Raw genomic sequence first — 13,151 nt, 5'->3', positions numbered from 1 at the left:
GGGCCGCAGGATCGGGCCGAAAGATCAGGGCGAAGGATCGGGGCGAAGGATCAGGGCGGAGGATCGAGCCGGCGGATCAGGCAACCAGGGCGGCGGGATAGGTCGGGGGCCGCACCGGCTCGGGGGCATCGAGGACCTCACCGGCCTCCAGCCCGTAGAGCTGGCGGGCCACCGCCTCGGTGAGGTCGGCGGGGGCGCCGTCGAACACGAGGCGGCCGTCGGCGAGGCCGACGAGGCGGTCGCAGTAGCGGCGGGCCAGATCCAGGGAATGCAGGTTGCACAGGACCGTGATGCCGTGGCGCCGGTTGGCCTCGGCCAGGGCGTCCATGACAATGCGGGTGTTGCGCGGATCGAGGGAGGCCACGGGCTCGTCGGCGAGGATCAGGTCGGGGGCCTGCATCATCGCCCGCGCGATGGCGACGCGCTGCTGCTGGCCGCCGGAGAGCTGGTCGGCCCGGTGCCCGGCGAAGTCGCCCATGCCGAACCCGTCGAGGGCGGCCAGGGCCAGGGCGCGCTCGCGCTCGGACCAGAGCTTGAGCAGCGCGCGGTGCCGGGGCACCTCGGAGAGCCGGCCCATCAGCACGTTGCTCAGCACGTCGAGGCGGCCGACGAGGTGGAACTGCTGGAAGATCATGGCGCAGCGCGTCCGCCAGCGCCGCAGCTCGCGGCCGCGCAGGGCCGTGACGTCGAGGCCGTCGAACAGGATGCGGCCACCCGTCGGCTCGGCCAGGCGGTTGATCATCCGCAGCAGGGTCGACTTGCCGGCGCCCGAGCGCCCGATCACGCCCACGAAGCGGCCGCGGGGGATGGCGAGGGAGACGCGCTCCACGGCACGGCGGTCGCCGTAACGGCGCGTCAGATCTTCGAGGATCAGCATGCGGGTACCCGGCGCTTCACGATGAGCGCCGGTAAACCCGCGGGGCACGACAGCATCATGACAGTTGTTCGGCTAACCGATAGCCGGAACTCTTATGCCTCTGCTTCGTAGCGCTCCAGGAACGCGTCGATCGACAGGGCACGGAAATCCGGCAGGGCCCGGCGCAGGCGCGCATGGTCCCAGTCCCACCAGGCCAGCGCCTGCAGGCGCTCGGCGATCGCCTCCGGGAACCGGCGGCGCACCACCCGGCCCGGATTGCCGACCACGATCGTGTAGGGCGCCACGTCGCGGGTCAGGATGGTGCCCGCGCCCACCACCGCCCCGGTGCCGATGCGGCGCCCGGGCAGGATGACGGCGCCGTGCCCGATCCAGACGTCGTGGCCGATGCTGACCGGCAGGGCCCGGCGCCGGGCGAAGAAGGCCGCCTCGTCCGCTTCCCCCGGCCAGTAGGCGCTGGCCCGGTAGGTGATGTGGGATTGCGAGGCCCGCTCCATCGGGTGGTTGCCGGGGTTGATCCGCACGTGGGAGGCGATGGAGCAGAACTTGCCGATGGTGGTGTCGTCCGCCTGCCCGTCCTCGACGATGTACGAGTAATCGTCGAGGCTGGTCTCGCGGAGGCGGGTGCGCGCACCGACCTCGGTGTAGCGGCCGAGGCGGCCCCCCGAGGTCTGGGCGGTCGGGTGGACGGCCGGTTCGAGGCCGAGGCGATCGGAGGCCATCGCGGGATCCTGTCGGGCGGGCAAGGAATGTCGGGCGGAGAAGGGATGTCAGGCGGAGAAGGGGAGGCGGCGCAGCAGGCGGAACGGCGCCGCGCCGTCCTGGACCACCACGCTCACCGCATCGACCGCCAGGTCGGGCAGGCCCGCGGCCGCCGCGGCCAGGAGGGGCAGGGCGGTCGCCCCGTCCTCCGGCCCGAGGGGGCCGGTGAGCGTCATGTGGAAGCGGAAGGCCTCGAAGACGTGCGGGTAGCCCCAGCGCTCCAGCAGCGCCCGGCCGCGGGGATCGAGACGCTCGGGGCGGCGGCGGGCCCGCTCGGCCTCGGTGAGGGGCGCGCGCAGGGGATCGAGGGCCGCGACGCACTCGGCGGCCAGGAGGCCGAGGGCGGCCGGGGGCGCTTCCGGCACCAGGGCGGCGAAGGCCCCGAGGGCGGTGACCCGCAGGGGGCCGACGGGCAGGGGGCTCCGGTGCGCCGCTAGGGCCTCGGCCGCCGCCAGGAGATCGGCCTCGGTGGCGCCGGGGGCGAGGCGCATCGGCGCCTTCAGGGTGGCGTGGAACCCGTAGGTGCGCGGCTCGGCGGTGTGGGCGGCCAGGATCGCCCGGAGCGCCTCCGGGCCGGGCGCCGGGCCGGAACCCAGGATCGCGTCACCGAAGGCGGCCAGGGCCGAGCCGGGGGCGGGCGTGAAGTAGAGGGCGTATCGGGCGGGTCGATCCAACGCAGTCGTGTCCGGCAAGGGGGGCGTGTCCGGCAAGGGGGGCGTGTCCGGCAAGGCAGTCTTGTCCGGCAAGGGGAGCGTGTCCGGCAAGGGCGCGTGTTCTGGCGGCACGCGAGGGGATGGGTGAGTCGCGCGGGGTTGAGCCTGCGCGCGAGGTGCCGAAGCGCGCATACTACGGGCTTCCGACGCCGATATGACAGCTTGAGCGCCGTTCGGGGCGCGATGAGGCGATGGCCGTGTCCGCTCGCAGGCACAGACAGATCCGGGCCCTGATCGCCCTGTCCCTGGCGACCGCCGTGCTGGGGGCCGGCGCGCAGGCCGCGGGGGAGGCACCCGCGGCCCGCTTCACGGCGGCCTACGGCCTGAGCTTCCTGAACCTGCCGGCGGGCGAGGCGAGCCTCGCGGTCGAGCGGTCGGGCGAGCGCTACGCCCTGGAGCTCGAGGCGGGCCTGCGCGGCCTCGCCGGCGTCTTCTTCGACGGGGCCGGCAAGGCCACCGTCGCCGGATCGGCGACCCGGGCCGGCGCGGTGACCGCCACCTTCCGGATCGACAGCCGCTACGGCGGCAAGCCGATCGCTGTGGCCCTCGACCTTGCCGGCGGGCGCGTGCGCAGCGCCAGCGTCGCGCCGCCCCCGACCCCGCGCGAGGACCGGGTCCCGGTGGCGCCGGAGGACAAGGTCGGCGTGGTCGACCCCCTGACCATGCTGACGATTCCCCTCGGGGCCGCCCCCCTGGACGTCGCCCTGTGCGACCGGCGCATCCCGGTCTTCGACGGGGCGAGCCGGGCCGACCTCGTGCTGTCGCGGGGCCGCCTCGCGACGGTGACGGAGGGCGCCTATCGCGGCCCCGCCCTCGACTGCCGGGTGCGCTGGGTGCCGATCTCAGGCCACCGCTCCGGCGGGAGCAACGTCCGCCGCATGGCCGCCAACGACGACATGCAGGTGCGCTTCGCCCCGATCCTCGACGGGACGCTGCTGCTGCCGCTGTCGATCACGGTCGCCACCGGATGGGGCACGGTGCGCATCGAGGCCACCCGCTGGGGCGGGGCGCCGCCCGGCCCGGAAGCCCCGGCGGCGAAGGCCGGCGTGACGGTGCGCCTGCCCAATGCCCACTAGGGGCGCGGCAACGGTTTCCCGCCGTCGCGGCCATCGGGATCGCGCGGGTCGCGGACGCGTCGAGAACCTGACGCCGGCCCGGCTCTGCTTGCCTGTCTTCTCGCCTCGGACGGTCGCGCGACCACCGCCTAGGCGTCGGGGGCGCGGCGACGGCGGGCGTGCGGGGCCCCCGGCCGGGCCTCCGGCACCAGCACGGCACTGACCGGGTTCGGGGTATGGTCCAGGGCCGCCCCCGTATAGGCATCGACGCCGATGCCGATCACCCCGCCGGCGAGCACGTTGCCCGCCATCCCGGCAGCGCCCGCACCCACCACCTGGGTGCGGACCGGGATGAGCGCGGGCTGAAAGCCGGGCTTGGCGAAGGTCACGTCGAACGCGTCCGAGCGATCCACCTCGAGGGAGCACGGGGTCGCCGGGCAGGCATAGCCCTTGGTGCTCGTCATCGTCGCGCCGGAGGGCTCCGTGAGAAAGGCCATCTTCTCCGTCGTGCCGCGCGTGATGCTGCCGCAAGCCCCGACGCTCACCGCGATCAGCATCGCGGCGGTGAGTGTCCGCGTGCCCGTGATCCTGGTGCTCATGGTGCTCATGTCGTCCCCCCGAGCCGTATTCTGTGACGGCCCAGCCGGTTTCACGCCCTCTGCACGCAGGAACAAGATCCCGCCCCGATCACAACTTCCGATATACACAGGGATCGCGCGCCGGATCCCGGCGGGGCGGCCGGCGCGGTCGGCGGCCCGGTGCCGCGCCACACCCGCGCGGTGGAACGCCCGTTCCCCCGCCGCGTTCGCCCCGCGACGCAGCACAGGAGACGCCCGCATGGCCAACGCGATGATCCAAGATATCTTCAGCGGCACCCCGAACCTCACCACCACGGAGCGCGCCGTCTCGGTGGTGCTCGGCCTCGGCATCGCCGCGGCGGCCGCGCAGCCGCGCCCGAACAAGTGGCTCAGCCTCGCGGCCCTGGTGGTCGGCGCTGGCCTCGCCATCCGCGGCGCCACCGGTCACTGCGCCGTCAAGGCCGTGACCGAGGCCTGACCGGCCTCGCGCCCAACCGGACACGAAAAAGGGGCGCCTCGCTGAGGCGCCCCTTTCACCGTTGCGCCTGCGCTGTGAGCGCAGGCGTGGCGTGGATTTTACAGGGAGGTGGTCGAGCGACGGCCCTGGATGAAGCCGTAGATCGCCAGCACGACGATCGCGCCGACGACGGCGCCGATCAGGCCCGCACCCTGGTTCGGACCGTACCAGCCGAGCGCCTGGCCGAGGAACGTGGCGACGAAGGCGCCGACGATGCCGAGGATCGTGGTCAGGATGAAGCCGCCCGGCTCGTTGCTGCCCGGCATGATGAACTTGGCGATGACACCGGCCAGAAAGCCGATGATGATGGTCCAGATGATACCCATGAGCTGATCCTCGAACTTGGCCGAACCCTCTGGGTCGGACGTCACTGGCGGTAGCGACCGGCTTTCTAGCCTTGGCCTTAGCGCATGGGGTGAGAACGCCGCACCGGTGGGATGGGTTGCGCTGCACGCAGCGACTTTGTCGCGGCGCCGGCGAAGCCGATCCGGCGCGGCCGGATCGCCGCGTGCGCCGGGCGCCGGGGGGCCTTTACGTTCGGGTCCCCGACGCGGCACAACGCTTGCCCCGAGCCGGGATGCCAAGGGGGCATCCCAGGGGTGCCTCGAGGCATCCCGCGGCCGACACGCGAGAGGCACGTATCCCCGCCATGACGATCCAGCGCTTCGAATCCGGTCCCCGCATGAGCCAGGCCGTCACCTACGGCGACATGGTCTTCCTCGCGGGCCAGGTGGCCGGCACGGTGGTGGGCGCCGGCGTCACCGCACAGACCCAGGAGATCCTGGGCGAGATCGACCGCCTGCTGGCGGCGGCCGGCACCGACAAGAGCCGCATCCTCACCGCCACCATCTACCTGGCCGACATCGCCACGTTCTCCGAGATGAACGCCGCGTGGGACGCCTGGGTGCCCCAGGACAACCCGCCGGCCCGCGCCACCGTGGAGGCCAAGCTCGCCGCCCCCGAATACCGCGTCGAGATCGTGGTGGTGGCTGCGAAAGGACAGGCATGATCCGAGCCGGCAGCCGCCGCGCGCTCCTGTCCGGGGGGCTGGTCGCCGGGGCGTTCGCCGCCCTGGCGCTCGGCCTGCCCGGGGCGCGGGCCGAGACGCCCGCGCCGCAGGGCGAGCGCGTGGTCAACATCTACAACTGGTCGGACTACATCGACCCGAAGATGCTCGAGGCCTTCACCCGGGAGACCGGCATCAAGGTCGTGTACGACACCTACGACAACAACGAGATCCTCGAGACCAAGCTGCTGGCCGGGCGCTCGGGCTACGACGTGGTGGCGCCCTCCGGGCCGTTCCTGCAGCGGCTGATCCGGGCGGGCGTGTTCCAGCCCCTCGACAAGGCCCGGATCTTCAACCTGGTCCATGCCTGGCCCGAGATCGCGGCGCGGCTCGCCACCTACGACCCCGGCAACACCTACGCCGTGGACTACATGTGGGGCACCACCGGCATCGGCGTGAACCTGGCCCAGGTGCGCGAGCGCCTGGGGGCGAGCCAGCCCCTCAACACCTGGAGCCTCGTCCTCAATCCGGGCCTGATGGCCAAGCTCAAGGATTGCGGGGTGATGCTGCTCGATTCCCCCGAGGACCTGATCCCGAGCCTGCTGCCGTTCTACGGCTTCAAGCCGGATTCCAAGCGCTGGGACGACATCACCCAGGTCACCGACGCCCTGTTCAAGGTCCGCGGCTCGGTGCGCAAGTTCCACTCCTCGGAATACATCAACGGGCTCGCCAACGGCGACCTCTGCCTGGCGGTCGGCTATTCCGGCGACATCATGCAGGCCCGCAAGCGGGCCGAGGAGGCCAAGAACGGGGTCGAGATCGGCTACGTCATTCCCCGCGAGGGCGCGCTGATGTGGTTCGACGCCTTCGCGATCCCGAAGGACGCCCCCCATCCCGCCGAGGCCCACCAGTTCCTCGACTACATGATGCGGCCCGAGGTGGCGGCGGCCAACACCAACTTCGTCTCCTACGCCAGCGGCAACGCCGCGGCCCGGAAGTTCATCAAGCCCGAGATCCTGGCCAATCCGGGCATCTACCCGGACGAGGCGACGATGCAGCGCCTGGCCAGCAACACCGCCTGGGACGACCGCACCCAGCGCTTCGTCACCCGGAGCTGGACCCGGGTGCGCACCGGCCGCTGAGGCCGTCGCCGACCGCCCCCCCGAACGAGAACGGCGGCCCCGAGGGGCCGCCGTTTCGGGATCGCGGGCTTCCGACCGCAGGGTCAGTTGCTGGCGAGGTGGGGCATCGGGTCGACCGGGGTCGCGCCCTTGCGGATCTCGAAGTGGAGCTGGGGCGAGGTCACGTTGCCGGAGGCGCCGGACTTCGCGATGGTCTGGCCGCGCTTCACCTTCTCGCCGGGGCGGACGTCGAGCTCGCCGTTATGGGCATAGGCCGAGACGTAGCCGTTGGAGTGGCGCACCAGGACGAGCTTGCCGTAGCCCTTCACGTCGGAGCCCGCATAGGCCACGGTGCCGTCCTCGGCCGCCTTCACCGCGGTGCCCTCGGGCACCGAGATGTTGATGCCCTCGTTGCCGGAGGTGCCGTAGCCCGAGATCACCCGGCCCTTGGCGGGCCAGCGGAACGACTGCTCCGCGGCGGCCGCGACGGACCCGGTGCTGGCGGGCTCGGCCTTGGGGGCCTCGACCGCGGCGACCTTCACGGGCGCCTTGCTGGCTTCCTTGCTGGCTTCCTTGGCGGCGGCCTCCGCGGCCTTCGCCTCGGCGACCTTGCGGGCCGCCTCCTTGGCGGCGTCGGCCTTGGCCAGCTTGGCCGCCTCGGCCTCGGCCGTCTTGCGGGCCGCCTCGGCCTTCCTGGCCGCGTCCTTGGCGGCGTCCACCTTCGCCTCGGCCTTCACCTCGGCCTTGGCTTCCTTGATCTCGATCTTGCGGACCGCCTTGTCCTCGGCCTTGGCGACGGCCTGGCCGGGACGGAGATGGGCCTTGCGGGCGTCGGCGGCCTTGGTCTCGGCGAGCTTGGCGGCGTTGGCCGCCTTCTCCGAGGCCTTGCGGGCCTCGACAGCCTTGGTCTCGTTCGCCTTGGCGGCTTCCACGACCTTGCGGGCTTCGGCGAGCTTGGCGGCCTCGGCCTGGCGCTTGGCCTCCACCTTGGCCTCGGCGGCCTCGCGGGCCTCCGCCTCGCGGCGGGCGTCGGCGGCCCGCTTCTCGGCGGCCCGGTCGATCATCTTCGGGGCCGGCGCGGCGGGCACCGCGCGGGTGCTCATGCGGGCCGCATCGGGGTTCATGCCCGAGACCGCGGAGGCCGTCATGCCGCCCGAGACCGGCTCGGTGGAGGCGAGGCGGGTGGTCTGGGGCCGGGCCGGGACGGGGGCCGCCGCCATCGGGCGGGGCGACATGGCCGCCGCCGAGGTGGCCGCGCCCGGAGCCCCGAGGGCCTGGGACTGGATGCGGCTGGTGCGCACCACCGGTGCCGGGGCGATCTCGCCGTCGGGCAGGCTGCCCGTCGCGGCGGGCTCGCTCGACAGGTTCGAGGCAAATGGATTGCCGAAGGGATCGCCCAATCGGGACGCATCCGAAGAACAGGCGGCCACACCGCCTCCAATCACGCCGATGAGCGCGAAACGCGACAGCGTCCTCAACCCTCGACCAGTCCCGCGAACCCGCATCGACGCACCTGTTTGCCTGACGCAACTTGATGACGTCATTCAAACCCGATTCAGGTTAAGCAACCGTTCCGATTCACCACGTTTGCGCCGGCGCCGGGCTCTCGCGGGAACCTTTCGCTCTACAGGACGCGGGCGCGCCCCGGGGTGAGCGGCGCCAGCCGGACGGCCGCGCCGGGGCGCGCGTCCAGGGTGCCGTCCGGCCCCCGCGTCCAGGTCACGAGGCCCGCCGCCTCGGGCCGGCCGACCGGGGCGACGAGGCGGCCGCCGGGGCCGAGCAGGTCGCCGAGGTGATCCGGAATCGCCGACACCGTGCCGTTGAGGAGGATGCGGTCGAAGGGCTCCGCCCCCCGCAGGGTCGCCGGGTGCAGCCCGTCCCCGACGGCGATCTCGGCGAGCGGCCGGTCCTCCGGCACGAGGTTGTCGCGGGCCTCGTCCGCCAGGGTGGCGTAGCGCTCGACGCTGTGAACATGGGCCGCCCCGAGGCGCAGCAGCAGGGCGGTGACGTAGCCCGAGCCGGTGCCGATCTCGAGGATGCGGGCGCCCGGGCGCAGGGCCAGCGCCTTCAGCATCGCCGCCACCGTGGTCGGGGCCGTCATGGTCTGGCCGCAGGCCAGCGGCAGGGCGAGGTCGCGCCGGGCGAGGTCGCGGTGCCGGGCCGGGGCGAAGCGCTCGCGCGGCACCCGCTCCATCGCCCGCAGGGTGTCGGTGTCGCGCACGCCGCGGCCCCGCAGGGCCATGACGAAGGCGGCATCCTCGATCGAGCCCTCGTGCATCATGGCTGGACCTCGATCGGTTCCGCGGTGACCGGCCCTACGGCGCGAAGCCCTGCGCGAAGCGGGTCAGGCTCGGCTCGTCGGTGAGGTCGAGGCGCAGGGGCGTGACCGAGATGCGCTTCTCCGCGATGGCCTTGAGGTCGGTGCCGTGGCCGGGCTGGAAGGTGGCCTTGGCGAAGGCGAGCCAGAAATAGGGATTGCCGCGCCCGTCCTGGCGCGCATCGATCTGGAGCAGGGCCTGGTTGCGGAACCCCTGGGCCGTCACCGCCGTGCCCAGGACCTCCTCGGGCTCGCAGTCGGGGAAGTTCACGTTGACGACGATGCCGGGCTCGATGCCGATGTCGAGGATCTTGCGGACCACCCCGGGCCCGTGCTCGGCGGCGCAGTGCCACTTGATGGCGCCGCGCCCGCCGGCCCCGTAGGCCTGGCTCAGCGCGATGGAGCGCACGTTGAGGATCGTCCCCTCCATGGCCGCCGCGATGGTGCCCGAGTAGGTCACGTCCTCGGCGACGTTCTGGCCGCGGTTGACCCCCGAGAGCACCAGGTCGGGACCGTGCTCCTTGAGGATGTGGCGCACGCCCATGATCACGCAGTCGGACGGCGTGCCCTTCACGGCGAAGCGCTTCTCGGCGACCTGGCGCAGGCGCAGGGGGTCGTTCAGCGAGAGGGAGTGCGAGACGCCGGACTGGTCGGTCTCCGGCGCCACCACCCAGACGTCGTCCGAGATGGCCCGGGCGATCCCCTCCAGGGTCTCGAGCCCCGGCGCGTGGATGCCGTCGTCGTTGGTGACGAGAATGCGCATCAGCTCTTGAACCCCTCGATCCGCTCGATCCCGCCCATATAGGCCTTCAGCACCGACGGCACCGTGACGCTGCCATCCGGGTTCTGGTAGTTTTCCATGACGGCGATGAGCGCGCGGCCCACGGCCACGCCGGACCCGTTGAGGGTGTGGACGAAATTCACCGCCTTGCCATCCCGGGCGCGGACGCGCGCGTTCATCCGCCGCGCCTGGAAGTCGCCGCAGACCGAGCAGGACGAGATCTCGCGGAAGGTCTCCTGGCCCGGCATCCAGACCTCGATGTCGTAGGTCTTCTGGGAGGCGAAGCCCATGTCGCCGGTGCAGAGCGTCATGATCCGGTAGGGCAGGTCGAGCTTCTTCAGCACGGCCTCGGCCGAGCCCAGCATGCGCTCGTGCTCCGTGGCCGACTGCTCCGGCGTGGTGATCGAGACGAGCTCGACCTTGTTGAACTGGTGCTGGCGCAGCATGCCGCGGGTGTCGCGGCCCGCCGAGCCGGCCTCCGCCCGGAAGCACGGGGTGAGGGCGGTGAAGCGGAGGGGAAGCTCCTCTTCGCGAAGAATGCTCTCGCGCACGAGGTTGGTGAGGGGGACTTCCGCCGTGGGGATGAGCCAGTGCTCGCCGGACTGGAACTGGTCGTCCCGGAACTTCGGCAGCTGCGCCGTGCCGAACATCGCCTCGTCGCGCACCAGGATCGGCGGCGCCACCTCGGTGTAGCCGTGCTCGCCGGTGTGCAGGTCGAGCATGAACTGCCCGAGCGCCCGCTCCAGGCGGGCGAGCTGGCCCTTGAGCACCACGAAGCGGGCCCCGGACATCCGGGCGGCGGCCTCGAAATCCATCAGGCCGGAGGCTTCGCCGAGTTCGAAGTGCTGTTTACCGGTGGCGAGTTGCGGGCGGTGGGCCTCGAAGCGCCGGTATTCGACGTTGCCGTGCTCGTCGGCACCCTCCGGCACGTCCGGGTTCGGGCGATTCGGGATCGCGGCGAGACGGTCGTCGAGGGTCTTGCCCGCCTCGGCCTGGGCGGCCTCCAGGGCCGGGGCCTCGTCCTTCAGGCGGGCGACCTCGGCCATGAGGTCCTGGGCCCTGGCCTCGTCCTTGGCCTTCTTGGCGCCGCCGATCTCCTTGGCGAGCGCGTTGCGGCGCTCCTGGTTGGCTTGCGCGGCCGAGATCGCGGATTTGCGCGCGTCGTCCAGGGCGATGAGGTCCGCGGCGAGCGGCGCCAGCCCGCGGCGGCGCAGGGCCTCGTCGAAGGCGTCCGGATTGTCGCGGATGGCGCGGATGTCGTGCATGGGCTCGGCTCGTACGATGCGAGCCCGACGCTTAGCCGCTTCGGCACCGGCGGGACAAGCGCGGCGCCGCCCCGGACGTCCGACGCGGCGCTACTGCGCGCGGATCTGGCGCTCGGCCGCCTTGTCCTCGCTGCGTCCGTAATTGATGAAGAACAGGCTGCCCTCGACCGGGCGGCCCTTCTGCAGGTTCGCGAGCTGCACCGTGGTCTGGTAGCCCTGCGGGTCGGTGATCCGCCACTGGCTCAGGGTCTTCACCTCGGGGTCGAAGAACAGCTGGATCCGCGAGGTGCCGCCCAGCGTCGAGCGGTCCTCCAGGGAGATCCGCAGGCCGCCCGGATCGTTCGCCACGTCGGTGACGGAGAGGTCGCGGGCGAGGTCGATCTTTTCGCGGAGCAGGAATTTCAGGGGCGTCTGCGAGATGAAGTAGAGGTCCTGGGTGCCGAGCTTGCGGTCCTTGACCGCCACCGAGGTGCCGTCGGCCACGATCTCCAGGGGGGAGGGCTGGTCGTAGTCGAAGCGCAGGCGACCGGGCTTGGCGAGCGTCAGCTTGCCGCCGATGCGGCGCCCGTCCGGGCCGACCTGGACGAAGTTGCCGGTGAGCGTGGTCATGCCGTTGAAGTAGGCATTGGCCTGCGCGATCACGGTGGCGTCGTCGGCCTCGCCCGCGACGGCGGCGGCGGCGGGCGCACCCACGGCCGCGACCTTCGCGGCCTTCCCGTCAGAAGTCTTCCCATCCGCAGCCTTGCCGTCGGCAGCCTTCCCGTCCGCACCTTTGGCCTCGCCCTTGGGGGCTTTCGCGTCGGCCTTGGCGGACGGCTTCGTGGTCTTCGGCGCCTGGGCGACGGGCTTCTTCGGGGCGGCGGCCGGGGGCGCGGCCTCCGGGGCGGGCTCCGGCTCGGGCGCGGGGGCCGGCTGCTCCTTGCGGCCGAACAGGCCGTCGAGGAACGAGGAGACCTGGGCGGCGGCGGGCTGCGGCTGCGCGAGGCTGGCCGCCAGGACGAGCAGCGGACCGGCGGCGAGGCGGTGACGGCGGCCGATCATCGGGACGCTCCCTTGAGGCGATGCGAAGGCGTGCGGGTCGAGTGCGGGTGGTGCCCGCTTAGAAGCCCGCCCTGTGGCGAATATGCGACGGGTGGGACGGCAACCGCCCCACCCGTGCCATCCGGCTCAGTCGTCGTAGTCCATCATGCCGGAGGCGGCGTGGCCGCCCTCCATCAGGATCTCGCGCTTGCCGGCGTGGTTGGCCGGGCCGACGATGCCCTCGATCTCCATCCGCTCCATGATGGAGGCGGCGCGGTTGTAGCCGATCTGCAGGCGGCGCTGGATGTAGGAGGTTGAGGCCTTGCGGTCCCGCATCACCACCTGCACCGCCTGGTCGTAGAGCTCGGCGCCGGGATCGATGCCGCCGCTGCCCGCATAGGCCCCCGCATCGAAGATCGGGGCGTCGATGTCCTCGATCTCGGTGGCCTGGGCCTTCTCGGCCCGGTCGGCCCGGTCGGCCTTGTCGGCCTTCGAGCCCTTGGCGGGCTTCTCGTCGCCGCTGCCGTCGTCGGCCGTGACGGCCTCGAGGTAGGACGGCCGGCCCTGGCGCTTGAGGTGGGCGACCACGCTCTCGACCTCCGAGTCGGAGCAGAACGGCCCGTGCACGCGCGTCGTGCGCCCGCCGCCGGCCATGAACAGCATGTCGCCCTGGCCCAGCAGCTGCTCGGCGCCCATCTCGCCCAGGATCGTGCGGCTGTCGATCTTGCTCGTCACCTGGAAGGAGATCCGGGTCGGGAAGTTGGCCTTGATCGTGCCCGTGATCACGTCGACCGAGGGACGCTGGGTCGCCATGATCAGGTGGATGCCGGCCGCGCGCGCCATCTGCGCCAGGCGCTGGATCGCGCCCTCGATGTCCTTGCCCGCCACCATCATCAGGTCGGCCATCTCGTCGACCACGATCACGATGTAGGGCAGCGCCGACAGGTCCATCTCCTCCCTCTCGTAGACGGCCTGGCCGGTCTCGCGATTGAAGCCGGTATGGACCTCGCGGGTGATCACCTCGCCCTTGGCCCGGGCCTCCGCCATGCGCGCGTTGTAGCCGTCGATGTTGCGCACGGCGATCTTGGACATCTTCTTGTAGCGCTCCTCCATCTCGCGCACGGCCCATTTGAGGGCGATGA

General features: G+C 72.1%; 15 protein-coding genes. 4 read left to right on the top strand and 11 right to left on the bottom strand.

What is annotated here, in order from left to right; genetic code table 11:
- Positions 1 to 76 precede the first annotated feature (76 nt).
- From phnC to CRT23_RS22390, 3 genes are all read right to left on the bottom strand, one after another.
- Positions 77 to 877, bottom strand: a complete 801-nt coding sequence (gene phnC / locus CRT23_RS22400) for a phosphonate ABC transporter ATP-binding protein (RefSeq protein WP_055950797.1) — start codon at positions 875 to 877, stop codon at positions 77 to 79.
- A 92-nt stretch (positions 878 to 969) separates the two neighbouring features.
- The gene (locus CRT23_RS22395) at positions 970 to 1,596 is read right to left on the bottom strand and encodes a DapH/DapD/GlmU-related protein (RefSeq protein WP_103711862.1); all 627 of its coding nucleotides are present in this window, start codon (positions 1,594 to 1,596) and stop codon (positions 970 to 972) included.
- Between the two features lie 48 nt (positions 1,597 to 1,644).
- Complete coding sequence (locus CRT23_RS22390; RefSeq protein ID WP_103711861.1) at positions 1,645 to 2,310, bottom strand: DUF1045 domain-containing protein; 666 nt, start codon at positions 2,308 to 2,310, stop codon at positions 1,645 to 1,647.
- Between the two features lie 230 nt (positions 2,311 to 2,540).
- Between CRT23_RS22390 and CRT23_RS22385 the strand changes: the two genes are divergently transcribed.
- Positions 2,541 to 3,425 carry a DUF3108 domain-containing protein gene (locus CRT23_RS22385; protein WP_103711860.1) on the top strand — a complete coding sequence of 295 codons (885 nt, stop codon included), beginning with the start codon at positions 2,541 to 2,543 and terminating at the stop codon, positions 3,423 to 3,425.
- Positions 3,426 to 3,553: 128 nt separating this feature from the next.
- Here the strand turns inward: CRT23_RS22385 and CRT23_RS22380 are convergent, their stop codons facing one another.
- On the bottom strand, positions 3,554 to 4,003 hold the full coding sequence (locus CRT23_RS22380) for a translation initiation factor 2 (RefSeq protein ID WP_245436487.1): 450 nt from the start codon (positions 4,001 to 4,003) through the stop codon (positions 3,554 to 3,556).
- Positions 4,004 to 4,241: 238 nt separating this feature from the next.
- Here CRT23_RS22380 and CRT23_RS22375 point away from each other — a divergent pair, with 238 nt between their 5' ends.
- Positions 4,242 to 4,460 carry a DUF2892 domain-containing protein gene (locus CRT23_RS22375; protein ID WP_055950811.1) on the top strand — a complete coding sequence of 73 codons (219 nt, stop codon included), beginning with the start codon at positions 4,242 to 4,244 and terminating at the stop codon, positions 4,458 to 4,460.
- Positions 4,461 to 4,558: 98 nt separating this feature from the next.
- Here the strand turns inward: CRT23_RS22375 and CRT23_RS22370 are convergent, their stop codons facing one another.
- Positions 4,559 to 4,825 carry a GlsB/YeaQ/YmgE family stress response membrane protein gene (locus tag CRT23_RS22370; RefSeq protein WP_055950814.1) on the bottom strand — a complete coding sequence of 89 codons (267 nt, stop codon included), beginning with the start codon at positions 4,823 to 4,825 and terminating at the stop codon, positions 4,559 to 4,561.
- A gap of 323 nt (positions 4,826 to 5,148) precedes the next feature.
- Between CRT23_RS22370 and CRT23_RS22365 the strand changes: the two genes are divergently transcribed.
- On the top strand, positions 5,149 to 5,508 hold the full coding sequence (locus CRT23_RS22365) for a RidA family protein (protein ID WP_055950818.1): 360 nt from the start codon (positions 5,149 to 5,151) through the stop codon (positions 5,506 to 5,508).
- The gene (locus CRT23_RS22360; protein WP_103711859.1) at positions 5,505 to 6,647 is read left to right on the top strand and encodes a polyamine ABC transporter substrate-binding protein; all 1,143 of its coding nucleotides are present in this window, start codon (positions 5,505 to 5,507) and stop codon (positions 6,645 to 6,647) included. The genes CRT23_RS22365 and CRT23_RS22360 overlap by 4 nt, the downstream gene beginning before the upstream one ends.
- A gap of 83 nt (positions 6,648 to 6,730) precedes the next feature.
- Here CRT23_RS22360 and CRT23_RS22355 read toward each other — a convergent pair whose 3' ends face one another.
- The 6 genes from CRT23_RS22355 to CRT23_RS22330 form a co-directional block, all read right to left on the bottom strand.
- The gene (locus CRT23_RS22355) at positions 6,731 to 8,131 is read right to left on the bottom strand and encodes a peptidoglycan DD-metalloendopeptidase family protein (protein WP_103711858.1); all 1,401 of its coding nucleotides are present in this window, start codon (positions 8,129 to 8,131) and stop codon (positions 6,731 to 6,733) included.
- Between the two features lie 119 nt (positions 8,132 to 8,250).
- Positions 8,251 to 8,907, bottom strand: a complete 657-nt coding sequence (locus CRT23_RS22350) for a protein-L-isoaspartate O-methyltransferase (protein ID WP_103711857.1) — start codon at positions 8,905 to 8,907, stop codon at positions 8,251 to 8,253.
- Between the two features lie 34 nt (positions 8,908 to 8,941).
- On the bottom strand, positions 8,942 to 9,706 hold the full coding sequence (gene surE, locus CRT23_RS22345; protein ID WP_055950831.1) for a 5'/3'-nucleotidase SurE: 765 nt from the start codon (positions 9,704 to 9,706) through the stop codon (positions 8,942 to 8,944).
- Entirely contained in the window at positions 9,706 to 10,989 is a 1,284-nt protein-coding gene (gene serS / locus CRT23_RS22340; RefSeq protein ID WP_103711856.1) for a serine--tRNA ligase, read from the bottom strand. Before serS ends, surE begins: the two co-directional genes overlap by 1 nt.
- A 90-nt stretch (positions 10,990 to 11,079) precedes the next feature.
- Positions 11,080 to 12,030 carry an outer-membrane lipoprotein carrier protein LolA gene (locus CRT23_RS22335; protein WP_103711855.1) on the bottom strand — a complete coding sequence of 317 codons (951 nt, stop codon included), beginning with the start codon at positions 12,028 to 12,030 and terminating at the stop codon, positions 11,080 to 11,082.
- A 126-nt stretch (positions 12,031 to 12,156) separates the two neighbouring features.
- The coding region (locus CRT23_RS22330) for an FtsK/SpoIIIE domain-containing protein (protein WP_280951999.1) at positions 12,157 to 13,151 on the bottom strand (995 nt) is incomplete at its 5' end.

Origin of the sequence: Methylobacterium sp. V23, from assembly GCF_002917135.1 — a bacterium.
Classification (GTDB): domain Bacteria; phylum Pseudomonadota; class Alphaproteobacteria; order Rhizobiales; family Beijerinckiaceae; genus Methylobacterium.
This window is presented reverse-complemented; position numbering and strand designations above follow the sequence as displayed.